The organism is Kitasatospora sp. NBC_01300 (genome assembly GCF_041435235.1).
Classification (GTDB): Bacteria; Actinomycetota; Actinomycetes; order Streptomycetales; family Streptomycetaceae; genus Kitasatospora.
This window is the reverse complement of sequence record NZ_CP108409.1, coordinates 991885-1014778: the sequence shown is the minus strand read 5'-3', so window position 1 is coordinate 1014778 and position 22894 is coordinate 991885. Positions and strand designations below refer to the sequence as shown.

General features: G+C 71.9%; 19 protein-coding genes and 1 tRNA gene. 8 read left to right on the top strand and 12 right to left on the bottom strand.

All coding sequences use genetic code 11. The annotated features are described in order from the left end of the window. The first annotated feature begins 112 nt into the window (after positions 1-112). The 3 genes from OG556_RS37895 to OG556_RS37885 all read left to right on the top strand — a co-directional run bounded on the left by OG556_RS37895 (position 113) and on the right by OG556_RS37885 (position 2907). Positions 113-1276, top strand: coding sequence for an alpha-hydroxy-acid oxidizing protein (locus OG556_RS37895; protein ID WP_331744716.1), 1164 nt, complete (start codon positions 113-115; stop codon positions 1274-1276). 384 nt (positions 1277-1660) lie between these two features. Continuing rightward, positions 1661-2563, top strand: coding sequence for a 2OG-Fe dioxygenase family protein (locus tag OG556_RS37890; protein ID WP_331744713.1), 903 nt, complete (start codon positions 1661-1663; stop codon positions 2561-2563). Continuing rightward, entirely contained in the window at positions 2563-2907 is a 345-nt protein-coding gene (locus tag OG556_RS37885; protein WP_331744710.1) for a tRNA-binding protein, read from the top strand. Before OG556_RS37890 ends, OG556_RS37885 begins: the two co-directional genes overlap by 1 nt. Before the next feature lie 234 nt (positions 2908-3141). Here OG556_RS37885 and OG556_RS37880 read toward each other — a convergent pair whose 3' ends face one another. Then, positions 3142-4323: an agmatine deiminase family protein gene (locus tag OG556_RS37880; protein WP_331744708.1), complete on the bottom strand. Its 1182-nt coding sequence runs from the start codon at positions 4321-4323 to the stop codon at positions 3142-3144. 144 nt (positions 4324-4467) lie between these two features. Here OG556_RS37880 and OG556_RS37875 point away from each other — a divergent pair, with 144 nt between their 5' ends. After that, a complete protein-coding gene (locus OG556_RS37875; protein ID WP_331744706.1) occupies positions 4468-5112 on the top strand; it encodes a TetR/AcrR family transcriptional regulator in 645 nt (214 codons plus the stop codon). Between the two features lie 129 nt (positions 5113-5241). Here the strand turns inward: OG556_RS37875 and OG556_RS37870 are convergent, their stop codons facing one another. The 7 genes from OG556_RS37870 to OG556_RS37840 all read right to left on the bottom strand — a co-directional run bounded on the left by OG556_RS37870 (position 5242) and on the right by OG556_RS37840 (position 13101). Further along, entirely contained in the window at positions 5242-6039 is a 798-nt protein-coding gene (locus tag OG556_RS37870) for an ABC transporter ATP-binding protein (RefSeq protein ID WP_331745466.1), read from the bottom strand. A gap of 49 nt (positions 6040-6088) precedes the next feature. Continuing rightward, positions 6089-7078, bottom strand: coding sequence for an ABC transporter ATP-binding protein (locus OG556_RS37865; RefSeq protein WP_331744703.1), 990 nt, complete (start codon positions 7076-7078; stop codon positions 6089-6091). Continuing rightward, positions 7075-7929: an ABC transporter permease gene (locus OG556_RS37860; protein WP_331744701.1), complete on the bottom strand. Its 855-nt coding sequence runs from the start codon at positions 7927-7929 to the stop codon at positions 7075-7077. Before OG556_RS37860 ends, OG556_RS37865 begins: the two co-directional genes overlap by 4 nt. Further along, entirely contained in the window at positions 7926-8885 is a 960-nt protein-coding gene (locus tag OG556_RS37855) for an ABC transporter permease (RefSeq protein ID WP_079136532.1), read from the bottom strand. Before OG556_RS37855 ends, OG556_RS37860 begins: the two co-directional genes overlap by 4 nt. Before the next feature lie 73 nt (positions 8886-8958). Beyond that, positions 8959-10617, bottom strand: coding sequence for an ABC transporter substrate-binding protein (locus OG556_RS37850; RefSeq protein WP_331744694.1), 1659 nt, complete (start codon positions 10615-10617; stop codon positions 8959-8961). Between the two features lie 141 nt (positions 10618-10758). Then, entirely contained in the window at positions 10759-11757 is a 999-nt protein-coding gene (locus tag OG556_RS37845) for an agmatine deiminase family protein (protein WP_331744692.1), read from the bottom strand. A 108-nt stretch (positions 11758-11865) separates the two neighbouring features. After that, positions 11866-13101 (bottom strand): agmatine deiminase family protein, encoded by a 1236-nt coding sequence (locus OG556_RS37840; protein WP_331744690.1) that lies wholly within the window; start codon positions 13099-13101, stop codon positions 11866-11868. 255 nt (positions 13102-13356) lie between these two features. On the opposite strand from OG556_RS37840, the gene OG556_RS37835 reads away from it, so the two are divergent. Next, positions 13357-13953, top strand: coding sequence for a TetR/AcrR family transcriptional regulator (locus tag OG556_RS37835; RefSeq protein ID WP_331744689.1), 597 nt, complete (start codon positions 13357-13359; stop codon positions 13951-13953). Between the two features lie 273 nt (positions 13954-14226). Continuing rightward, positions 14227-14961 (top strand): alpha/beta hydrolase, encoded by a 735-nt coding sequence (locus OG556_RS37830; protein ID WP_331744687.1) that lies wholly within the window; start codon positions 14227-14229, stop codon positions 14959-14961. A 208-nt stretch (positions 14962-15169) separates the two neighbouring features. Here the strand turns inward: OG556_RS37830 and OG556_RS37825 are convergent, their stop codons facing one another. Continuing rightward, the gene (locus OG556_RS37825; protein ID WP_331744685.1) at positions 15170-16330 is read right to left on the bottom strand and encodes an agmatine deiminase family protein; all 1161 of its coding nucleotides are present in this window, start codon (positions 16328-16330) and stop codon (positions 15170-15172) included. Between the two features lie 191 nt (positions 16331-16521). Further along, positions 16522-18105, bottom strand: a complete 1584-nt coding sequence (locus tag OG556_RS37820; protein WP_331744683.1) for a hypothetical protein — start codon at positions 18103-18105, stop codon at positions 16522-16524. 363 nt (positions 18106-18468) lie between these two features. Between OG556_RS37820 and OG556_RS37815 the strand changes: the two genes are divergently transcribed. Both OG556_RS37815 and OG556_RS37810 read left to right on the top strand, forming a co-directional pair. Further along, the gene (locus OG556_RS37815) at positions 18469-19392 is read left to right on the top strand and encodes a DUF4436 family protein (RefSeq protein WP_331744681.1); all 924 of its coding nucleotides are present in this window, start codon (positions 18469-18471) and stop codon (positions 19390-19392) included. Between the two features lie 236 nt (positions 19393-19628). Continuing rightward, a complete protein-coding gene (locus OG556_RS37810; RefSeq protein WP_371523119.1) occupies positions 19629-20261 on the top strand; it encodes a cyclase in 633 nt (210 codons plus the stop codon). A gap of 81 nt (positions 20262-20342) precedes the next feature. Here the strand turns inward: OG556_RS37810 and OG556_RS37805 are convergent. Both OG556_RS37805 and OG556_RS37800 read right to left on the bottom strand, forming a co-directional pair. After that, positions 20343-20416, bottom strand: a tRNA-Met gene (locus OG556_RS37805). A gap of 116 nt (positions 20417-20532) precedes the next feature. After that, positions 20533-22860, bottom strand: coding sequence for an MMPL family transporter (locus OG556_RS37800; RefSeq protein WP_331744678.1), 2328 nt, complete (start codon positions 22858-22860; stop codon positions 20533-20535). Positions 22861-22894: the final 34 nt, after the last annotated feature.

Below are 22894 nucleotides of genomic sequence, written 5' to 3'. Positions count from 1 at the left end.
CGGTAGACATCAGATCAACGCAACCGTCACTCCCGTCACTCCGGTCACCCCCGCACACGGACAACACGCCGCACCGCACCGCACCGCACACACCAACAGGAGGTTGGGAACCATGGCCCAGCAGTTCGGCGACTACCAGAACGAGATCTACTTCGACGGCCTGCGCGGCGTGCAGCCCGCCCTGCCGATGACGTACGCCGGGCTGGAGGCCGGGGCGCAGGCCGCGCTCCCGCCGTCGATCTGGTCGTACGTGGCCGGCGGCGCGGGGGACGAGCACACCCAGCGCGCCAACGTCCGGGCCTTCGAGCGGTGGGGCCTCTACCCCCGGATGATGGTCGGCGCGGCCCGCCGCGACCTGACCGTCGACCTGTTCGGCCACACCCTGCCCTCGCCGCTGTTCCTGGCACCCGTCGGCGTGATCGGCCTCTGCGCCCAGGACGGCCATGGAGACCTCGCCGCCGCCAGGGCCGCCGCCCGCACGGGCGTGCCGATGGTGGCCTCCACCCTCACCGTCGACCCGCTGGAGCAGGTCGCGGCCGAGTTCGGCGACACGCCCGGCTTCTTCCAGCTCTACACCCCGACCGACCGCGACCTCGCCGCCAGCCTGGTGCACCGCGCGGAGGCGGCCGGCTTCCGAGGCATCGTGGTCACCCTGGACACCTGGATCACCGGCTGGCGCCCGCGCGACCTCGCCACCTCCAACTTCCCCCAGCTGCGCGGCCACTGCCTGGCGAACTACTTCACCGACCCGGTCTTCCGGGCCCGCCTGGCCAAGGCCCCCGAGGAGGATCCGGGCGCGGCGATCCTGGAGTGGGCCGGTGTCTTCGGCAACCCGCTGACCTGGGACGACCTGCCGTGGCTGCGCTCGCTCACCGACCTGCCGATCATCCTCAAGGGCGTCTGTCACCCCGAGGACGTCCGCCGGGCCCGGGACGGCGGCGTCGACGGCCTCTACTGCTCCAACCACGGCGGCCGCCAGGCCAACGGAGGCCTGCCCGCCCTGGACGCGCTGCCCGCCGTGGTCGAGGCGGCGGGCGCTCTGCCGGTGCTCTTCGACTCCGGGGTGCGCAGCGGCGCCGACGTCGTCAAGGCGCTCGCCCTCGGCGCCACCGCGGTCGGCGTCGGCCGCCCGTACGCGTACGGGCTGGCGCTCGGCGGCGAGGACGGCGTCGTGCACGTGCTGCGCTCACTGCTGGCGGAGGCCGACCTGCTCATGGCGGTCGACGGCTACCCGACCCTGGCCGACCTGACCCGCGAGGCGCTGGTGCGCCTCTGAGACGGCCGACGGTCGACGGCCGACGGGGTCGACGGCCGAATTCACCACACGTATTCGGTGGCGACGCGGTCCGTACTTCCCCGAACCACTTGAACCCGGTTGTGGTGAAAGCGGTCCTGACCGGATCTCTGTGGTCGGCTTTGACCGTCGGGAGTTCATGTGTATGACTGGCCGTCATAAGACCGTGATCTGCGGGCCCGTGGAGCCGTCAAGACCTTGAATCAGCCATGACGCGCACGTAGATCCATCGTTGACTGATCATTGATCAGCTGCTCGTAGGTTTCTCGTCGGAGGCGATCGGTTCCGCCCCAGGGTGGACGTCGCCGATGACACGAGAGATCCCGCGGGGAGTCGTCCCCTTAACCGGAACGGAGTATTCATTCTATGAACACCAACGAACTCGACCAGGTCATATCCGAGTTGACCCGGATCAAGAAGGAGTACGTCGAGCAGCGTTCGGCTTTCATCCCCGGAGAGCGCATGGCCGGCTTACTGAAGGGGCTCGGCGCCACCGATGCCGACCTGGCCCAGCTCCAGCGGGTGAGCGACGACCTGCCGGACGACCCCACCCTCCCCTTCCGCCAGTCGAAGAACGGCCGCTTCCACTTCGACGTGAAGAACGGGACGATCGACCGGGGCGAATTCCAGCCGTTCGCGCTCTCGGCCGACGAGGACTTCGTCCGCCACGACTCCGGACAGAAGCGCGAGTTCGCGGAGGTCGGCGACGACCTCCAGCTGAACCGGGCCTTCCAGGGGCTGCTCCTGTTCAAGGCGTTCATGGTCCAGGACGTGGAGATCGCGCACCGCCCGAAGCTGGACTACGACTACCCCGGCTGGGTGTGCACCCTGTTCAACCTGCGGACCGTCACCACGCCCCAACTCGTCGGCGAGCCCGCCCTCGAAGGGGTGCACAGCGACGGCGTGGACCACACCATGACCACCCTGCTCGGCAGCGAGAACATGACCGCCGACAGCGCGATCACCTTCCTCCACGACATGCAGCAGATCAACGCGGTCCGCTGGGACGAGGTCGAGCCGGAGCTCGTCGTGGGCCAGTACCAGCACCGCCACTTCCTCGACACCATGCTGGTCGTCGACCACGAGCGGAAGCACAGCCTCTCCCCGGTGGTCGCCGCCGACCCGCAGCAGACCTCCACCAGGGATATGCTCATCTTCTTCACGCGGAAGCCTGCCATGGAGGGTCACATCTCCCACACGCACGACTCCCTAGCCTGCCACTCCGCCCTGCCGATGTCGGTCGGGCTGCTCCCCTCGGTGATGGTGTGATGACGGCGGACGACATCACGATCACCGACTTCCTGAACGTCGACATCCGTGCGGGCCGGATCGTCCGCGCCGAAGCGTTCCCGCGCGCCCGCCGACCCGCGTACAAGCTGTGGATCGACTTCGGCGATCTGGGCGTCCGGAAGTCCAGCGCCCAGATCACCGATCTGTACGCGCTCGACGACCTCGAAGGCCGCCTGGTGATGGCCGTGGTCAACCTCCCGCCCCGCCAGGTCGCGGACTTCATGTCCGAGGTCCTCGTCCTCGGCGTGCCGGGCGAGGGCGGCGGCGACGTGGTCCTGATCGCCCCGGACCGGGAGGTCAAGCCGGGAGCGCGGCTGCTCTGACGCGAACCGGCAGGTCACCGGCCGGACGACCGGGCCGTGGACGCCGCGGAGGAGCGACCTGACGTCACTCTGAGGGAGGCCCGGGGGTGTGATTCCCCGGGCCTCCCGACCGGCTGGCCCGGTCGCATCCGTGGCGGGTGACCAACCGCTTCCTGCGCGCCCCCGCCGGCCGGGTCCTGCACCGATCGTTCAAAACTCCGTCCGTGCATGCCACGCACGTGTCGCTGACGTGTGTCAGACGGCGGGCTGTTGCTGGGTGACGCAGTGGATGCCGCCGCCGCCGGCGCCGAGGGAGTCGATGTTGAGTTGCTCGACGGTGCGTCCGGGGAAGAGCCGGGCCAGGGTCGCCCGGGCGGCGGCGTCGGCCGTGCTGTCTCCGAACTGGGCGGAGATCACGGCGCCGTTGCACGCGTAGTAGTTGGCGTAGGAGGCGACGAAGTTCTGGTTGGTGGAGCGGATCTTGTAGTAGTCCGGGCCCTGGAGCTTGGTCACCGCGGTCGGACCGCCTGCGGCCGTCGTGGCGGCGGACAGGATCTGGTACTGCTCGCGCGCGTCGTTGGCCCACGCGTCGGTGTCGGTCGCCAGCGGCATCTGGACCAGCCCGGCGCCGGGGGCGAGGAAGCGCGAGGTGGCGTCGACGTGGTCGTCGGTGATGTCCTGGTTCCTGATGCCGGTGAACCAGATGACCTTGGACGCGCCGTAGGCCTGGCACATCGCGGTCTCGATCTGTGCCTGGCTCATCCCGGGGTTGCGGTTGTCGTTGACGATGCTGCTGCGGGTGGCCATCAGGGTGCCGGCGCCGTCCTGTTCGATGGCGCCGCCTTCGGCGATCAGGCCGGCGGCGGTGAACGGCACCCCGACGTAGGCGGCGATGCGTCCGGCGACCAGCGCGTCGTTGGCGTGGGTCTGCCGGTTCCCCCAGCCGTTGAAGTTGAGGCCGACGGCGTCGAGGGCCCCCGACCCGTTGGTGCGGAAGACCGGCCCGGTGTCGCGCATCCAGCAGTCGTCGACGGGGATCGTGGTGATCACGGTGACCGACGAGCCGCACAGGGAGCGGGCCTTGGCGGCGCTCGCGGGGTTGGCGCACATGATGACCGGCTCGTACTTGGCGATGGTCTTGGCGATCAGTGCGATGTTCGACTGGACGCCGCTGAGCTGGTTGCGCCAGATCGCGGTGCTGTCGGGCCAGGCCATCCAGGTCCGGGTGTGCCGCACGCCGTCGATCGGGACGGCGAACGCGCCCGCCGGCGCGGTGTCCTCGGTGCGGGAGCTGCGGAGGCCGGCCGCGGTGGCGGTGGAGCCTGCCGCCGACGTCACGGCCAGGCCGGCGGCGGTGAGGCCGGCCGCGGTGAGGAACTGTCGTCTGCCCAGGCCGGGTCTGTCCAGGCCGGGTCTGCTCGGGACGTGATCGTTCATCGGGTCCTCCGGTCAACTGCCCGTCTGGGCAACGGGATTGACTCGAAAGGTAGAACTAACCGAGCGCTCGGTCAATTATCTGCGCAGGATCGGACGGAGATTCCTGGAGCGGGGGCGTGGCCGGCCACGCCCTAGAGTTGCGCCATGGCGACAGGCGAGAAGGAACAGGTTCAGGCGGCCCCCGTGGTTCCGCAGGGGCGCACGCGCTCGTCGGCCAAGGGGGAGCAGACCCGGTCGCGTCTCGTCTCCGCCGCCCGGACCCTGCTGGCCGGCGAGAGCGCCGGGCGCTTCACCACGCGCAACGTCGCCGCGCTGTGCGGCGTTTCGCACGGGATGTGCCACTACCACTTCCGCGACCGCACCGATCTGATCGTCGCGGTGATCGAGGACATCAGGCCGGAGTGGATCTCCCCGCTGGAGGAAGCGGTGGACGGCCCCGGCGACTTCGCCGAGCGGGCCGAGCGCGTGATCGGCCTGCTGACCCGGGGCGAGAGCCCGGACCTGTCGCACCTGCACGCGGCCCTGCACTGGCACGCCCTCAACGACGAACGCGTGCGGGGGAGTCTGGAGCAGGAGTACCTGCGCTGGCGGTCGTGCTTCGTCCGGCTCTTCCAGGTGCTCGCTGACGAGCGGGGCGGCGGCATCGACCCGCGGCCCCTGGGCGAGGCGGTCGCGGCGGCGGTGGACGGCCTCGCGGCCATCCAGTCCCTCGACTCGGACGTGGACGCGGCAACGGTGCTGGGGACGCTGGTGCGCGCGCTCGCCGGAGCACCGTCCGGGACGGCATAGCACGTCCAACGCCCCGGCGTCGGCCGCCCATCGGCCGCCCGTCGGACGGACGACACCGGGGCCCCGTGGAGTCCGCCGACCCCGCGGGACCCCGGCAGTCGGGAGAGCCCGGCAGCCCGGGGGGCCCGGCTACAGGGCCCGGCGGGCGTCCGCGATGGACCGCGGGTCCCAGCCCGGCCTGGGCACGGAGTCGAGCAGCAGCCGGGTGTAGGCGTGCCGGGGGCGGGCCAGGACCTCGGCGGTGGGGCCGGACTCGACGATCCGGCCGTGCCGCATCACGACCACCTCGTCCGTGACGCACCGCACGACGCCCAGGTCGTGGGTGATGAACAGGTAGCCGATGCCGGTCTGTTCGCGGATGTCGGCGAGCAGGTTGAGGATCTGCGCCTGCACCGAGACGTCGAGGGCGGCCACCGCCTCGTCGAGGACGAGGACGGCGGGCTCGACGGCCAGCGCGCGGGCGATGGCGACGCGCTGGCGCTGGCCGCCGGAGAGCTGGCGGGGCAGGGCCTCGGCCTCGCGCTCGCCGAGGCCGACCTGGTCGAGGAGTTCGGCGATCCGGCGGGGGTGGTCGGCGTCGGGGAAGTGCAGCCTGAGCGTTTCGCGCAGGGCGGCGCCGACGCTGGTGCGGGGGTCGAGGGACAGGTACGGGTCCTGGAAGACCATCTGGACCTCGCGGGCGCGGGCCAGCCGGTGGGCCCGGCCGCGCCGGTGCTCGGTGCGGTCCCGGCCGTGCACCAGGACCCGTCCGGAGTCCGCCCGTTCGAGCCCGACGACGATCCGGGCGGTGGTGGTCTTGCCCGATCCGGACTCGCCGACGATGCCCAGCGATCCGCCTTCGGCCAGGGTGAACGAGACGTTGTCGGCCGCCTGGACGCTCCCGTAGGCGCGGTGCAGGCCGACGGCCTCCAGGACGGTCTTCGGCATCGTCGGCTCTCCTCCGGGGTTCGTCGTGGCGGGGCTGGTCGTGGTGCGGCTACCGGCGGTGCTGCTGGGCATCGGCGGTCACCTCCGCGACGCGGTCGCCGTGGTGGCAGGCGGCCCGCCGGGCGGGCTCGTCGGCGAGCGGCAGCAGGACCGGCGCCTGCTCGGTGCACACCTCGGTCGCGAGCGGGCAGCGGGCGGCGAAGAGGCAGCCCGTCAGGTCCTCGCGCAGGCTCGGCGGCCTGCCGCCGATGGCGGCCAGCCGGCCCCGGGGGGTGTCCAGGCGGGGGGTGGAGGCGAGCAGCGCGGCCGTGTAGGGGTGGCGCGGCCGCTCGAACAGGGCCTCGGCGGGCCCGGTTTCGGCGATCCGCCCCGCGTACATGACGTAGACGCGGTCGCTGATGGCGGCGGCGAGTCCGAGGTCGTGGGTGACGAAGACCAGCGCGGTGCCGAAGCAGTCGCGCAGGTCGCCGAGGAGGGCGACGACCTCGGCCTGGGTGGTGACGTCCAGCGCGGTGGTGGCCTCGTCGGCGAGGATCAGGGCGGGGTCGCCCATCAGCGCCCCCGCGATCATGACGCGTTGCAGCATGCCGCCGGACAGCTGCCCCGGGTACTTGCCGAGCGTGGTCTCCGGGAGCCCGACGGCGGCCAGCATCTCCGCGGCCCGTGCGGCGGCGGCGTCGGCCCCGCCGGGGCCCCGGCGGCTGGTCTCGGTGAGGAAGTCGCCGATGCGCCGGAGCGGGTTGATGGAGGCGCGCGGGTCCTGGAAGACCATGGCCGCGGTGTCGGTGCGCAGCCGGCGCAGCTGCTCGGGGCTCATGGTGAGGACGTCGTCGCCGTTGACGCGCACGACGCCCTCGGTGGTGGCGCCGCGCGGCAGCAGCCCGAGGACGCTGCGGGAGGTGAGGCTCTTGCCGGAGCCGGATTCGCCGACGAGGGCGACGGTCTCGCGGGCGTCGACGGTGAGGTCGACGCCGTCGAGGACGGGCCGGGCGGTGCCGGGCAGCCGCAGCCGCAGGCCCTGGATGTCGAGGACGTTCATCGGTCCCTCCTGGCGACCTGGTCGGCCCAGCGCTCGCCGACGACGTTGAAGGCGACGACGGTCAGCACGATGGCGACGCACGGCAGGATCGCCGACAGGGGGTAGCCGTGCTGGATGGCGGTCTGGCCGTCGAAGACCATGCGGCCCCAGTCGGGGGTGAGCGCCGGGACGCCGAGTCCGAGGAAGGAGAGGCCGGCGAGGTCGATCAGGGCGTAGCCGAAGTTGATGGTGGACTGGGCGAGGACGACGGGGGCGATGCCGGGGATGATGTGGCGCAGGCAGATCTGGAGCCCGGAATGGCCCTGGACGCGGTAGGCCTCGACGTAGGGGCGCGAGCGTTCGGCGAGGACGAGTGAGCGGCTGAGGCGGCTGACGTAGGGCAGGTAGGCGATGGCGAGGGCGATCACCGGGGCGATCAGCCCCTCGCCGTAGACCGCGACGATCAGGATCGCCAGCAGCATGCCGGGGAAGGCGAAGACCAGTTCGGTGGAGCGGGACAGGACGGAGTCGAGCCAGCCGCCCCGCCAGGCCGCGGTGACGCCGATGGCGACGCCGGCCACGGTGGAGAAGGCGACCACCCCGAGCGGGCCGAGCAGCGAGGTGCGGGCGCCGAGCATCAGCCGGGACAGGGTGTCCCGGCCGGCCGCGTCGACGCCGAGCAGGTGGTCGCCGGAGGGGCCGGCGAGGGCGTTGCCCAGGTCGACGGCGTTCGGGTCGTACGGGGCGAGCCAGGAGGCGAGCACGGCGACCAGGACGACCACGGCGACGAGGCCGAGGCAGAGGTGGTACAGGGGTGCTCGGGCGGTGCGCAGGCGGGCGAGGCCGGGGCGGCGCAGGACGGTGGTGCTCATGCGGCGGACCTCTTCGGCGCGAGGGTGACCCTGGGGTCGACCAGCGGGTGCAGCAGGTCGACGACGAGGTTCACCGCCATGAACAGCCCCACCATGAGCAGGGAGATGGCCTGCACGGTGGGGAAGTCCTTGGTGGTGGTGGACAGTTCGAGGAGCTGGCCGATGCCGCCGACGCTGAACGCGGACTCGACCAGGACGGTGCACACCAGCAGGGTGGAGACGATCAGGCCTCCCGTGGTCAGGACGGTGCCCAGGGCGTTGCGGAACACGTGCCGGCGGATCACCTCGTGCTCGGCGACGCCCCGGCTGCGGGCCACGGTGACGTGCTCCTGGCCGAGGACCTCCTGCATCGCGGCGCGGGTGACCCGGGCGAGCATGCCGATCAGGTAGAGCGCCAGCGCGACGGCGGGCAGGGCCAGGTGCCACAGCATCTGGCCGAGTCCGTCGCCGGTGCCGCCGGTCGGGAACCAGCCCAGCTTCACCGCGAACAGGCCCTGCAGCAGGACGGCCGCGACGAAGGACGGGGTGCCGACGGCCACGGTGGTGGCGACCAGGATGGTCGAGTCCACGGCGCCGCCGCGGACGGCCCCGATCCAGCCGAGGAGCACGCCGATGGCGACGACCAGGAGCAGCGCCATGGTGACGAGCAGGAGGGTGGCGGGCAGCCGGTCGGCCAGCAGCCGCGACACGTCGGTGCGGTAGGTGATGGAGCGGCCGAAGTCGCCGTGGACGATCTGGCCGAGCCAGCGCAGGTACTGCAGCAGGAACGGTTCGTCCAGGTGGTACTGGTCGTTGATGGCCTTGAGTGCCTCGGGGGAGGCGGAGCGGCCCGAGAGCAGGAAGCTGGCCGGGTTGCCCGGGGCCAGGTACATCGCGCCGAAGATCACGAAGGAGGCGCCGAGGAGGGTGGCCGCCATCTCGGCCAGCCGTCGTGCGGTGAAGCGCAGGAAACTCACGTGGAAGCCCTCACGTCCGGGGGCGGGGCGGCGGCCGGGAGGACCGGCCGCCGCACGGTGGATCCGGGAGACGTCACTGGGCCGAACCCACGTCGGCCGCCCACGGGTAGTACATGTAGGAGATGGTGGTCGGGGCGCCGGTGATCCTCTTGTTGAGGAACACGGCGGTGGGCCACTCGGCGACCGGGATCCACAGCAGCTGGTCGGACGCGGTCTTCTGGAGCTGCGCTTCGAGGGTGAAGCGCTCCGCCGGGTCGGCGGCGGCGGTCGCCTTGTCGACCAGGTCGTCGTAGGCCTGGTCGCTGTAGCCGGCGAAGTTCTGGTAGGCGCCGGTCTTGAAGTTGGCCAGCAGGTCCAGCGGGTCGGTGATGGAGTCGTAGTACGTCTCCGGGAACAGGTCGATGCCCTCGCGCGCCTTCGCGTCCGTGAACAGCGCGGTGAAGGCGTTGGGCGCGATCGTCTTGAGCTGGACGTCGAGGCCGATCCTGGCGCCGGCCGACTGGACGGCGGTGGCCAGCAGCGAGACGTCCTGGCCGATGGAGCTGGTCGCGACCGTGACGGTCTTTCCGGTGGCGCCGGCCTCCTTGACCAGGGCCTTGGCCCGGTCGATGTCCGGGGCGGTCGGGGTGAGCCCCTCGAACGCCTCCTTCCGGACGTCCGGCGGCGCCGCGGCCCAGGCCGCGCGGGAGGTGAGGGAGCCGGTGGCGCTGCCGGCGCCGGCGAGTCCGGTGCGCACGAAGCCGGAGCGGTCCAGGGCCAGCGACAGCGCCTTGCGGACGCGGACGTCGCCGAGCACGCCCTTCATGTTGGTGACGTTGACGTTGACCGTGCTGAGGCCCTCGCCGAAGTAGAGGGTGCCCACGCCGCTCTTGCTCAGGCGGTCGTAGCTCTCGGTCGGGATCAGGTAGCCGCCGTCCGCCTCACCGCTGATCATGGCGTTGACGCGCGCCGAGGGGTCGGTCAGGAAGCGGAAGTCGACCTTCGCGGACTTGGCCTTGGTGCCCCAGTAGGCGTCGAAGCGCCGCAGCTGGATGGACTGGCCCTTGTTCCAGGAGCCGAGCTGGTAGGGGCCGGTGCAGTCCAGGCTGCCGGAGGTGCCGTAGTCCTTGCCGGCCGCCTCGATGCCGGCCTTGGACGCGACGACGCCCGCGGCCGTGGCCATGTACTGGTTGAACTGCGAGTCGGGCTGCTTGAGTTTGACGGTGACCTGGAGCGGGCCGCTCTTGGTGACGGTGCTGACGTTCTGGAACTGCTGGGCCCAGGCCGCCGCGTTGTCGGGGTTCATCTGCCGGCCGAGGCTGTACACCACGTCGTCGGCCGTCATCACGCCGCCGTCGTGGAAGTGCACGTCGGGCCGCAGGTCGTAGACCCAGGTGGTGGGGTCGGGGCTGGTGGTCTTCGCCGCGAGCCCGGGGGCCAGGGTCAGCTGCGGGGTCCACCGCATCAGGCTCTCGCACACGTTGGACAGGATGGTGTTCTGCGGGTAGTCGAACGCCGAGATGTAGTCGAGGGTCGGCGGCTCGGCGTACAGGGCCCAGCTGAACGAGTCGAGCTGGCCCTTGGCGGCCGGGGTGTCGGCGGACAGCTTGTACGCCTGGTCGCCGCTGCCTCCGTCACCGGTCTTCGGCGGCCCGGCGCAGGCGGCGACCAGGGCGAAGGCTGCCAGGGCGGCGGCCGGCAGGGCGTATCGGCGGTGCGGGGATCTGTGCTCCGGGCGCTGGCTTCGTGGCATCGAGGGTTCTTTCTTCCAGGCTCGACCGGGGTCCGGCGGGCGGGGGGAGGGGGCGGCCCCGGCAGCGGGGGTTAGCTGCCCGGGCCGCCGCGACGGGCGGGGCTGCGGGCGGGGCTACGGGTAACGGGGTGGGCGGGCGGCTCAGGCGGTGGGCACCTGCTGGGTGATGCAGTGGACACCGCCGCCGCCGTAGGCGATCACCCGGGAGCGGACCCCGACGACCTTGCGCCCGGGCAGGGCGGCCGCGATGGCGGCGAGGGCCCCCTCGTCCTCCGGGACGTCGGCGACCGGGACGACGACGCCGCCGTTGGCGATGTAGAAGTTGAGGTAGCCGACCTCGACGTCGGTGCCGTTGACCTCGACGAAGGCGCTCTGCGGCACTTCGAGGATCTCCAGCTTTCGGCCCCGGGCGTCGGTGGCGGCGGCCAGGACGGCGTGGTTGGCGCGCATCCGCTCGTAGTCGGGGTGGTCGGGGTCGGCGGGCAGCTGGACGATCACCTTGCCGGGGGCGACGAACGCGCAGACGCCGTCCACGTGGCCGTCGGTCTCGGTGTCCAGCAGACCGCCGTACGGCAGCCAGATGATCGTGCTGACGCCGAGCTTCGCGGTCAGTTCGGCCTCGATCTCCTCCTTGCTCATCCCCGGGTTGCGGTTCGGGTTGAGCAGGCACTGCTCGGTGGTGATCAGCGTGCCCTCGCCGTCGACGGTGATCGCCCCGCCTTCGAGGATCATCCGGGAGTCGATGCGCTCGACGCCCAGGCGCTCCAGCAGCCGCCCGGCGATCAGGTCGTCGGTGTCGTACGGGTGGTGCTTGCCGCCCCAGGCGTTGAAGCGGAAGTCCACACCGGCCCGCCGGCCGTCCTCGCCGAGGACGAAGATCGGCCCGGAGTCGCGGAACCACGAGTCGTCGATGGGGAGTTCCACGACCTCGACGCCCTCCCCGCACAGCTCCTGCGCCTCGGCGCCCCGGCCCGGCAGCGCGACCATCGTGACCGGCTCGAACCCGGCGATCGCCCGGGCGACCTGGGCGTACTCCCGCTTGGCCTCCTCGAAGGTCTCCCCCCAGAGGTCCGACCTGGTCGGCCAGGCCATCAGGCACCCGTCGTGGGGGGTCCACTCGGCCGGCATCTGGAACGTCATGACGGATCCTTCTCTCTTGTTCTAATTTTCAGTCAGGAGGGGGTCGAGGGTGGCCGACCGAGGTGGTCGGCGGGGGCCCGGCCGTAGCTCGGCCGCGCTCGGCAGAGCTCAGCCGGCGGGCGGTACGGCGGGCTGCGACTGGGTGGAGCAGTGGATGCCGCCGCCGCCGCTCGCGATGTTGTCGATGTTGAGCTGGACGACGGTGCGGTCGGGGTACTTGGCCTGGAGGATCGCGTAGGCGACCCCGTCCGCGTAGCCGTCGCCGAACTGCGGCACGAGGACGGCGCCGTTGGCGGTGTAGTAGTTGGTGTAGCTGGACAGGAAGTCCCTGCCCGTCCCCCGGATGGAGTTGCGGTCGGGGCCGGGCAGCTCCGTGATGGTCAGGCGGCGGCCCTGGGCGTCGGTGGCGTTCTGCAGCGCCTGCCTGGTCTGCTGGTAGACCGCGACCCACCGGGGGTCGGTGCCCGGGCCGGGCTGGTCCAGCATGACCTGGCCGGGGGAGATGAAGCGGGCCAGGCAGTCGATGTGGCAGTCGGTGATGTCCTGGCCGGCCAGGCCCGGGACCCAGATGACCTTGTCCAGGCCGAGCGTCGACTTCAGCGCCTGCTCGACCTGGTCCCGGGTCATACCCGGGTTGCGGTTGGGGTTCACCAGCGAGCTCTCGGTGGCCAGCAGGGTGCCCTGCCCGTCGGTCTCCAGCGAGCCGCCCTCGCCCACGAACGGGGCCTGGACGCGGGCGATCCCGTACTGGGACAGGAGCGTGCCCGCGGCCGCGGCGTCGTTGGCGTACGGCTGGTAGTAGGAGGTGCCGCGCTTGCCCCAGCCGTTGAAGTTGGTGTCCACCCCGGCGACGGCGCCGGGCGCGACGACGAAGGTCGGGCCGAAGTCCCGGATCCACAGGTCGTCGTTCGGGATCTCCAGGACCTCGATGCCGTAGTACGCGCCGGAGCCGCAGGAGTACCGGGCGTCGGCGGCCTGCCCGGGGCGGGCCAGCACTACGACCGGCTCGTAGCGCGAGAGCTCGTACGCGACGTTCGCGATGTCCCGGCGGACGCCCGACAGCTGGTTGCGCCAGACCGAGGACAGGGCGGGCCAGGCCATGAAGGTGCGGGTGTGCCGGTCGGTCTCGGCGGGCATCCGCAGCGTGGCGCCGGAGGGCGTCGTGGCGGCGCCTGCGGCTGCGTCCGTGGCCGCGCCTGTGGCTGCTTCCGGGGCTGCGTCGGTGGTTGCGCCTGCGGTTGCGGCGGCCGCCGGCGTGGCGAACGCGGCGCCGAGGGCCGCTGCGGGCAGGGCGGCGGCGCCGAATCTGAGCAGGCTGCGACGGGTGGGAACGGGCGTGTCCAAGAGGACTCCCTTGGGGGCGGGAGGTGTGGGGTGACGCACATCTTGGCTGCAACTAAAAATTCAGTCAATACCCGATACGTACGGTATCGCGGTTTTCCTTGCCGCACCGGCCTGCTGTGCGCCTGTCGCGAGCCCACCGCGAGCCTGCGTGAGCCCCGGGCTGGGGCTACCCGCCTGGCCGTAAGGGAGTTGGGCCCTGAAACTTTGATCAGGAATTCCTCCACGCGAGGCCCCGGCCCGGTATGGTGATCGCTTGTGTCGGATCGTCGAACAGAGATACTCATCGCCGCCACCCGCGTCATCGCGCGGCGTGGCGTGCGCGGGCTGCGCGTGGGCGAACTGGCCGCCGAGGCGGGGGTGTCCACCTCGCTGCTGTACTACCACTTCACCGACCGGGCCGGGCTGCTCCGCAAGACCCTGGAGTTCATCAGCGACCGGGCGGACCGCTACACCGCCGAGGGCGACTCGGCGGGGTACTCGGACGATCCCCGGCGCGATCTCGAACAGGTCCTGCTCCTGGAACTCCAGGACACCCCGGACGTGCGGGAGAACAGCACGGCCTGGGGGGAGTTGAGGGCCAGCGCGGTCTTCGAACCCGATCTCCGGGAGGAGCTGGCACGCGCCACCCACGCCTGGGTGCACGACGTCGCGGACCTGCTCGGCCGCGCCCGCCCCGAGGCCACGGCGCCGGCCCACACGGCCTCCGCCGAACGCCTCACCGTCCTGATCGAGGGCCTCAGCGCCCGCTGGCTGACCGGTTCGATGCCGCTGGAGCACGCGCGGCACTTACTCCGGGAGGCGATCGAGGTGGAGTTGGAGGCGCTGCCGGCCGTCGTGCGGTGCCGCTGCTGACGGGTCCTCCGCCGGCCCGGGGTCCGGGGCAGACCGCCGCCGGCGCCGGTGCACCCCGCCACCGGCATCGGTGCGCCCCGCCGTCGCAGGCGCTCCGCGAAAACCCGTTTGGCGGACGAGGCGACCGCTGCTATGTTTCCGGAGGCCGTGCGAGAGAACGAGGAGGTGGTACCCGTGAACGCAGTATTCACATGGGTGCTCTCCTCCGGGGTCACGGTCGGGCGATAGGTCGTCCGGGAGCGCCGTATTCGAGCCCTCCCGAAAGGCACGACCATGCATTTCACTTCCGAACAGCGCTTCGACGACGGTGTCCTCGAGCGCGAGTTCACCCTCGGCGAGATCCCCGGCATCCTGTGGACGCCCGCATCCGCACCGGCGCCGGCGCCGCTGATCCTGCTCGGCCACCCGCCCCTCGGACTGCGCAGGATGTACCCCCGACTGGTGGCCCGGGCCCGGCACGCCGCGGCGGACGGCTTCGCCACGGCGACCATCGAACTCCCCGGAAGCGGCGACCGGCCTCGTTGGCCCGCCGTGGAGCAGGCCCGCGCCGACCTGCGCCGGGCGCTGGAGGCCGGCGAGCCGGTCAGCGACGAGATCGTCGACGCCCTCATCCTCCCGCTGGTCGACAAGGCGGTCCCGGAATGGCGGGCCGCCCTGGACGCCCTCCTCGCGCTGCCCGAGGTCTGCGGCCCGGTCGCGTACTCGGGGGGAGTGATCTCCATCGGGGTCCGGCTGGCGGTGGTCGAGCCGCGCATCTCGGCCGCCGTTCTGTTCGCCGGCAGTTTCGTGCCCCGCTCCATGTTCGAGGAGGCCCGGCAGGTCACCATTCCGCTGCACGTCCTGCTGCAGTGGGACGACGAGGGGAACGACCGGCAGGCGGCCCTGGACCTGTTCGACGCCTTCGGCTCGAAGGAGAAGTCCCTGCACGCCAACATGGGCGGGCACACCGGCGTCCCGCAGTTCGCCGGGGAGGCCGCGGCCCAGTTCTTCACCCGACACCTGACGTGAGGCCGGGCCGTCGGACCGGCGGCAGGCGATAGCTGAGGCCGACGGCCTGCCACTCGTCGAGGGCAGGCCGTCGGCCGCCGACAGCCCTCCGTACCGTGGGCTCCTGCCGAACTCTCGGCAGGGGCCCGTGCCGTCTGAAGTCGTCAACTGTTCTGCGGAGCTTCGGGGAGACCGCGCACCTCGGCCGGTGCCAGGCAGAACCGCGCGTTCACCCGACGGCCGGGATGTCGTGGGTGGCGCAGTGGATGCCGCCACCTCCGGCGGCGATGTTGTCGATCTTGACGGGGACGATCTCGCGGTCGGGGAAGTGCTGCTTGAGGATCTGCTGGGCGCGGACGTCGGCGCGGTCGTCGCCGAACTTCGGGAGGTAGACGCCCTTGGAGCCGACGTAGAAGTTCATGTAGGAGGAGACGAAGGCGTCGCCGCGGCCGGTGATCTTGTCGGGGTCGGGCTGCTGGAGCTCGATGACGTCGAGCTTCTTGCCGCGGGCGTCGACGGCGTCCTTGAAGACGCCGCGGGCCTGGTCGGCGGAGCGGGACCAGACGTCGGCGGGTGAACCGGGGAAGGCCTGGTCGAGCAGGACGACGCCGGGGGCGGCGAAGCGGGTGAGGCAGTCGACGTGGGCGTCGGTGATGTCCTTGCCCCTGACGCCGGCCAGCCAGATCACGGTGGTGACGCCGAGGGCCTTCTTGAGCTCGGCCTCGACCTGGTCGCGGGACATGCCGGGGTTGCGGTTGCCGTTGACGACGGAGCTCTCGGTGACCAGCAGGGTGCCCTGGCCGTCGGTCTCGAAGGAGCCGCCCTCGGCGACCAGCTTCGTCTCGATGCGTTCCACGCCGTACTTGGCCAGGACGGTACGGGCGATCCTGCCGTCGTTGGCGTGCTGCTGCTTGTTGCCCCAGCCGTTGAAGTTGAAGTCGACGCCCTTGACCTTGCCGCCCTCCTCGACGAACACCGGCAGGGTGTCGCGGGCCCACAGGTCGTCGACGGCGATGGGGACGACCTCGACCGCGGAGCCGCACGCGCTCTGGGCGGCGTCCTTCTGCTCGGGGCGGGCCATCAGGACGACCGGTTCGCGGGCGGCGATGGCCCGCGCCAGGCCGGCGATGTCCTTCCGGACGTCGGGGAGCTGGTCGCCCCAGACGTTCTCCGAAGCCGGCCAGGACATCACGGTGCGGACGTGCTTCTCCCATTCGGCACCGAAGCGGCGCGCGCCGGGCGCCGCCGGGGCCCCGGACGGCTGCGGGGTCTGCGTGGCGTCCTCGACGGGTTCGTCGAGGTCCGAACAGGCGGTCAGGCCGAGGGCGAGGACGCCCGCGCCGCCGAGGGAGCGCAGCACGGTGCGGCGGGACAGATCACGGTAGGGCACGGGGATTCTCCGGTCAGGGGTAGCGCCGACATCGAGCTCGCCGTCAACACTTTCATTGACTGAAAAGTCAGTCAAGCTTGGGGGTCGGCCCGTCCGCTGATGACGGGCGCTGGAGACCTGCGCTGGGGACCTGCGACGGCCGCCCCACCGGACCCGTGCTCCGGTGGGGCGGCCGCTGAACTTGTCAGCCGTCAGCTGTCGGAACGGAATGCCCCGTGGACCCGCAGGTCGCCGTTGATCGACACCTGCCCGTCGTTCGTGTGCACGATCCAGGCGTCTCCGGTGCGGACCGACAGGTGCCCGTTGGCGTTCACCTTGCCGTGGAACAGCGAATCCCCCTGGACGCGCAGGACGCCGTCGGTGGTGAGGTCGCCGGCGACGGTCACCGTGCCGGCGGCGAGCACCTCGCTCTCGGCGTCGAGGCGGCCGTGGACGATCAGCCGCGGCGGGCCGTCCTGCGTCTCCAGCACGTTGTCGACGGTCAGCCCGCCCTGGAGCGTGAGACGTTCCCTGACCTGGGCGCGGTGGGTCAGCAGGTCGTTGAGGTCCGCCTTGTCGGCCGCGACGGTTCCCCACCGGTGGCTTCCGGCGCCCTGGTACACGTGCAGTCCGGCGGGTGGGAACTCGATCCATCCGTCGTCGGCCGTGCGGCCCTGGACCCACCTGGTGTTGATGCCGTTCAGGTCGGCCTTGTCGGCCGCGACGGTGCCCCAGTTCTGGTTTCCGTCCTTGCGGATGTTCACCCCGGACTGCGGGAACTCGATCCAGCCCTTGGCGCCGTCGCGGTCGCCCACCCAGGTGGTGTTGATCCCGCTCACCCTGAGCTTGTCCGCCGTGACGGTCCCCAGGTCGCTTCCCCCGCCGTGGCCGACCCTGATCCCGTCGGACGGGAACTCGATCCACCCGGCGTCGCTGTCGCGGCCCCGCACCGACCCGGCGGCCACGACGTCGACCTCCGCCCGGACGGCCGAGACGGTGCCGGCGGAGACGGTGCTCGCCGCGACAGTGCTGGCCGAGAGGGTCCCGGGCGTGTCGGAGTCGTCGCGGACCTGCGCGCCCTGCGGGGTGAAGGTGACCCGCCCCTTGTCCGTGGTGCCCCCGACCCACGGGGTGCGCACCCCGGCCGTCGCGGTCACGGCCTCGAACTCGGGGCTGCGCAGGTGGACGGTGGTGGTGAGGAAGTACCCCGGCTGCTGCTGGCCCTGGGCCGTGGCCGTCAGGGTGTACGTGGCGTCCCGCTTCGGCTCCGCGCCCGGCTGCGGCGACCACTCCCAAGTGGTCGCGCCCTTCTTCGGCTGGACGGGAACCGGGGGGCCGTCCGGCCCCTGGATCTGGTACGTGAGGGTGTCGGGCCCCTCCCACTGCAGGACGACGTCCTTGCCTCCGGCCACCAGGGACGCCTTCGGGCGGAAGTTGCGCGGCACCTTGGGCAGTTGCTTCAGCAGGCTCAGGGTGACGGGGTTGCGCTGCACCCTGGCGCCGTTCGCCGCCCGCTCCGTCACCTGGAGCAGGACCGGCCCCGGCTTGCTGGAGACCGGGAAGCCCTCCAGCGCCAGGACCAGGGAGCCGGCCTCCCTGAACAGCGCGCCGGGCCGGGCGGTCACGGTGAGGACACCGGTGCCGTCGTCCCAGACGGCGGTCGGCTCCTCCGTCGTCTTCGTCGCGTCGTTCTGCGCGATCCGCGCCTTGATCGACTTCGGGTCGACCGTCAGATGACCGTCCTGCTGGCCGCAGGGCACCCGCACCTCGATGGAGTACCAGATCACCTCGTCCATGGTCGGGTTGGCGCGAACCGGACCTGCACTGGCCGAAACGGAATCATGGAGTCCCATTGGCCTCCCGCGCACCCTCTGCCCGCACCCGTAGTGCCCCTTCACCACGGCCTCACCAGGGCCTGTCCGGCGGTGTGGCGCCCGGCCTCGACACCGTGAGCGCCGCAGATCGCCATTCTCTGAATTTGACTGAATTTTCAGTCTGGTAAAAGATGCGGTGGCACCCGGTTCCAGGACCAGCCCGCCGCAGCGCGGGCTCCGTGCCCCCTGGCGGCCCGTCCACCCCCCCACGGAGGCGGGCCGCCAGGGCCTTCGCCGCGCACGCGTCGGCCGCCGCCCGACCCCACAGCTCCAGGAGGGACGACCGTGCAGGTCACCACCGATGACAGCAGCGCCACCAGCCCGGTTGCGCACCGCGCTCCCCGCCACCGCTGGCGGTTCGCCCTCGTCCTGGCGATGGTCGTCGCCCTGTGCGGGGGCGGGATCGGGCTGTACCTCAACGAGCGCAACACCCGGGAGCAGACCCGCGAACTGGCGATCCCCACGGCCCAGGACTGGATCGAACTGGACATCACCGCCCAGGACGTGGACCCGGCGGCCCAGCAACTGACGCTCTACGTCACGCCCGTACCGCACGGCAGGCTCGCCGCCGGCGCCGACGGCCAGGCCTTCAGCCGCCCCGTCGAGATCACCGTCACCGGCACACCCAGGACGACCATCCGGGCCGCCGAGGGCGAGACCGCGGCGCCCCAGCTCGTCCACGTCGGCATGTACGACGGCACCATCACCGACTACCCCTTCGACCGCTACCGCATGGAGGCCGGCTTCACCGCCACCAGCGGCGCCACCCCCGTACCGGTCGGCCTGGTCGTCACCGACACCGATCCGTTCTTCGTCCTGCGCCCGCAGGTCACGGCCGGAGCCACCGGCACCGTGGCCCTGGACGCGAAGATCACCCGCTCCCGCAGCACCTTCATCCTCGCCTGGTTCATGATCGCGGCGATGTGGGCCATCGCCCTCGCCGTCCTCGGCGCCGCCGAGGTGCTCTACCGCAAGCGCGAGGGCCTGGTCTGGCCCTCCCTGGGCTGGATGGCGGCCAGCCTGTTCGCCCTGATCGGCATGCGCAACGCCGCCCCCGGCTCACCGCCGATCGGATCGCTGATCGACTACCTCGCGTTCTTCTGGGCCGAAGGAATCATCGCCGCCAGCCTGGCCTGCACCGCCTGGTGCGGCATCCGCACCGAACACCGCCAGCGCCGCGAACGCGAGGCCGCCGCCGACCAGCCGTGAGCCCGCCGCCGACCAGCCGTGAGGGCCGGGCGCGGCGCGGGCGGAGAATGGCCGGAAAGTGCCGCAACTGCCTTGCGCAGCAGGATTGTTGGGGGCACCTGACGCGCCCATGCTGAATTCGCCCGGCCTGTGCCGGGCCGCAGGGTGGGCGGGCGGCTCAGGTACCCCACGCCCCGACGCTCGCGCGCCCCACCCTCACCCCCCACCTCAGGCTTCGCGGGAGAACCCTCATGGGAATGACCTCTGCTCTGCGACGTGCTTCGGTCGTGCTCGCCGGTGGCGTGGCCGCGGTCGGACTGTTCGCGCCGACCGCCGCGGCCGCGGACACCCCGGTCGTCCTGGCCTGCCAGGCGACCCCGCCGATCGGGTCGGCACAGACCTTCAACCTCAACGCCGGTGTCAACGCCGCCGCGCCCGCCACCGTCGCGGCCGGCAGCCAGTTCACCGTCACCCTGGCCCCCGACGCGCTCACCGTGCCCACCACGGTGGGCGGTTACAGCATCCAGTCGATCAGCAACATCGTCCTCACCGTGCCGGTCCCCGCGAACGCCACGCTGACCGGCGAGTCGCTGACCGGCGGCTCCGGCTACTCGGGCAGCGCGAGCGTCGCGGTGAACAACGGCAACGTCGTGCTCACGGTGAACGGGTCGGTCGGCGGCGGCGGCACCTTCACGCTCCCCGCGCTGACCCTGAACCTGGCCGCCGGGGCCTCCGGCAGCGTCATCAGCACCTCGGTGGCCGGTACGAGCTACACGGACCCGGGGCTGACCTTCACGGCGACCGTGCCCGTCTCGTTCTTCACCGTCGACGTGCCCACCGCCTGCTACCCGGCCACCGCGCAGGCGCTCAGCACCACGACGGTGAGCTGACCGGGGGCCCGCACCGAAGGCGACCGAGGGAAAACAGCACCGGGGCCGGCGCACAGTGTGCGCCGGCCCTGGTGTCGGAAGTAGCGGGGACAGGATTTGAACCTGCGACCTCTGGGTTATGAGCCCAGCGAGCTACCGAGCTGCTCCACCCCGCGTCGGTAGTACCGACCGTACGGCACCGGCCGGCGATCACCTAATCGGTTACCGGTCGGCCGGGTGCCGGGGCACCCGGCCGTTGCGCCCGGTGCCGTCGTCCGAGCCCGCCCGCTTCCTACGGGTGGTGGCTGCTCCGGGTCCAGGAGGAGGCCGCGCCCTGTTCCTCCTGCGGCGCGTACGGCTGAGGGTAGGAGAAGGTGTGGTCGTCCGGCTGCGGCGGGGTGGGCCACTGCGACCAGGGCTGGGACTGCGGCGACTGCGGCGCCTCCGCGCGGGGGTGCCCGGGGGCGGTGCGGGCGGTCGTACGGCCCGGGCGCAGGGGCCACCACAGGCTGCGGCCGAGGAGCGCGGCCAGGGCGGGCACCAGGACGACGGACAGCAGGAACGCGGAGAGCAGGATGCCGAGCGCGGTCGCGAAGCCGATCTGCTGGGTCGAGGGCTGCGGGGTCACGGCGAGGCTGCCGAAGGAGCCGGCCAGGACGAGGCCCGCCGTCGCGATGGCCGGGGCGGTGTGCCGGAGGGCGCGCGCGACCGCTGCCCGGGGCGGCCCGGGGTGTTCCATCTCCTCCCGGATCCGGTCGCTGATCAGGATGTTGTAGTCGGTGCCGAGCGCGACCACGAACAGGAACAGGACCAGCGGCAGCGTGAAGTTGACGCCCGGCTTGCCCATCGCGTGCTGGAACAGCAGGGCGGCCGCGCCGAGGGTGGCCGCGAAGCCGAGGCCGACGGAGAGCATCAGGACGACCGGCGCGAGCAGGCTGCGCAGCAGCAGGAGGAGGATGACCGCGATCAGTGCCGCCGCGACCGGGAAGACCAGCCGCAGGTCGCGGCCGACGGCGGTGGAGACGTCGGCGAAGACGGCCGGGGTGCCGCCGACGTGTGCGTTCAGGTCGGCCGGTGTGCTCTGGGCGACGGCGGCGCGGATCGGGCCGGAGACCAGGTCGCGGGCCTGCTGGGACTGCGAGTCCGCGGTGAGGAACAGGTCGATTCTGGCGGCATGCCGGTCCTCGCTCAGGACCGGCTTGGCGACCTGGCCGACGCCGGTGACGCGGGTGAGGTTCTGGGCGAGGCCGTCCAGCGCGGCGGGGGAGAGCGCGCCGGGGCCCTTGGTCTCGACGTAGACGCTGGTCGGGTCCGCCACGCCGGCGGGCAGGGCGCGGGAGATTTCGAGGGCGGTGGTCTGGGACGCGGTGCGCGGGCCGCCGCCCAGGCCGTAGTCCATCCTGATCCCGGCCAGCCCGCCGGCCAGGGCGCCCAGGAGGGCGAGCGAGGCGAGGACCATGGTCAGCGGCCGGCGAGCCACCAGGTCGGCGAAGCGGGCCGCGGTGCCGTCGCGCGGTTCGGCCTTGAGGGCGCGTGAGGGCCAGAACAGCTTGCGTCCGCAGGCCGCGAGCACGGCGGGCATCAGGGTGAGGCTGGCCAGCAGCATGACCAGGACCGAGACCGCGACGGCCGGGCCGAGCACCCGGAACTGCCCGAAGCTGGCGACCCCGAGGGTGGCGAAGGCGGCGACGATGGTCAGCGCGGCCGAGGTGACCGCTGTGCCGACCCTGTGGCTGACCTCGGCGGCGGTGGCGCGGTGGTGGCGCTCGGGGTGGGCCCGCAGCTGCTCGCGGAAGCGGAACATCAGGAACAGGAAGTAGTCGATGCCGATGCCCAGCAGCACCACGCCGATCAGGCTCGGCACGGACGGGTCGAGCTTGATGCCGGTGAGCAGGGCGGTGCCCACGACGGCTCCGGCGGCCACGCCGCTGACGAGGGCCACCGCGATCAGCGGCAGCAGCGCGGCCAGGGCACTGCGGAAGACGAGGATGTGGAGCAGGATGATCAGGCCGACGGCGCAGGCGGACGCGACGGTCGCGAGGGTCTTGCCGTCGTCGGCGGAGTCGACCTGGTCGGCGAGTGGGCCGGTGAAGCCGGTCCGCAGCCCCTGGGCGGCGAACTCAGCCCGGGTGCCGTCCCGGAACGCCCGGTAGGTGTTCTCCAGACCCGGGTCGGCGGGGTTCCCGGTGAGGTTGGCGGAGAGCAGCTCGAAGGTCCCGTCGGGCGCGGTCATGGCCGGGCTGACCTGGGGGATCTGCGAGTAGTCCCGCTGAAGGGGCGCGGCGTCCTTGGGCGTGGGCATGGTGACCTTGAGGCGGCTCAGCCGCTTCGCCCCGTCGCCGATCTGCTGCCGGTCCGCGGCGGTCAGCGCCCCGCCGTCGGCCCGCGCGACCAGGACGGTCACCGGATTGGCGTCGGGCTTCGTCCCGAAGCGGTCCTGGGCGATCTTCATGGCGGCGGCCGAGTCGTAGCTCTTCGGCAGGAAGTCGGCCGTCTGTGTCTGGGTCACCCGGTAGATCAACGTCTGGCTCAGGACGGTCAGGAGTATTCCCAGGACCGCCCATACGGCGATCACCTTCCACGGATTTCTGGTGGAGAATCCGGTCAGGGCGCGGATCACGATGTCCTCCGGCGGTGGTGCTGTCGCCGGGGGT

Bases quoted from the DNA above. Each gene is read 5' to 3' on its own strand.
- OG556_RS37895 (WP_331744716.1), top strand. From the start codon at position 113: ATGGCCCAGCAGTTCGGCGACTACCAGAACGAGATCTACTTCGACGGC.
- OG556_RS37875 (WP_331744706.1), top strand. From the start codon at position 4,468: ATGGCGACAGGCGAGAAGGAACAGGTTCAGGCGGCCCCCGTGGTTCCG.
- OG556_RS37865 (WP_331744703.1), bottom strand. From the start codon at position 7,078: ATGAACGTCCTCGACATCCAGGGCCTGCGGCTGCGGCTGCCCGGCACC.
- OG556_RS37850 (WP_331744694.1), bottom strand. From the start codon at position 10,617: ATGCCACGAAGCCAGCGCCCGGAGCACAGATCCCCGCACCGCCGATAC.
- OG556_RS37890 (WP_331744713.1), top strand. From the start codon at position 1,661: ATGAACACCAACGAACTCGACCAGGTCATATCCGAGTTGACCCGGATC.
- OG556_RS37880 (WP_331744708.1), bottom strand. From the start codon at position 4,323: ATGAACGATCACGTCCCGAGCAGACCCGGCCTGGACAGACCCGGCCTG.
- OG556_RS37885 (WP_331744710.1), top strand. From the start codon at position 2,563: ATGACGGCGGACGACATCACGATCACCGACTTCCTGAACGTCGACATC.
- OG556_RS37830 (WP_331744687.1), top strand. From the start codon at position 14,227: ATGCATTTCACTTCCGAACAGCGCTTCGACGACGGTGTCCTCGAGCGC.
- OG556_RS37820 (WP_331744683.1), bottom strand. From the start codon at position 18,105: ATGGACGAGGTGATCTGGTACTCCATCGAGGTGCGGGTGCCCTGCGGC.
- OG556_RS37845 (WP_331744692.1), bottom strand. From the start codon at position 11,757: ATGACGTTCCAGATGCCGGCCGAGTGGACCCCCCACGACGGGTGCCTG.
- OG556_RS37860 (WP_331744701.1), bottom strand. From the start codon at position 7,929: ATGAGCACCACCGTCCTGCGCCGCCCCGGCCTCGCCCGCCTGCGCACC.
- OG556_RS37870 (WP_331745466.1), bottom strand. From the start codon at position 6,039: ATGCCGAAGACCGTCCTGGAGGCCGTCGGCCTGCACCGCGCCTACGGG.
- OG556_RS37810 (WP_371523119.1), top strand. From the start codon at position 19,629: ATGACCTCTGCTCTGCGACGTGCTTCGGTCGTGCTCGCCGGTGGCGTG.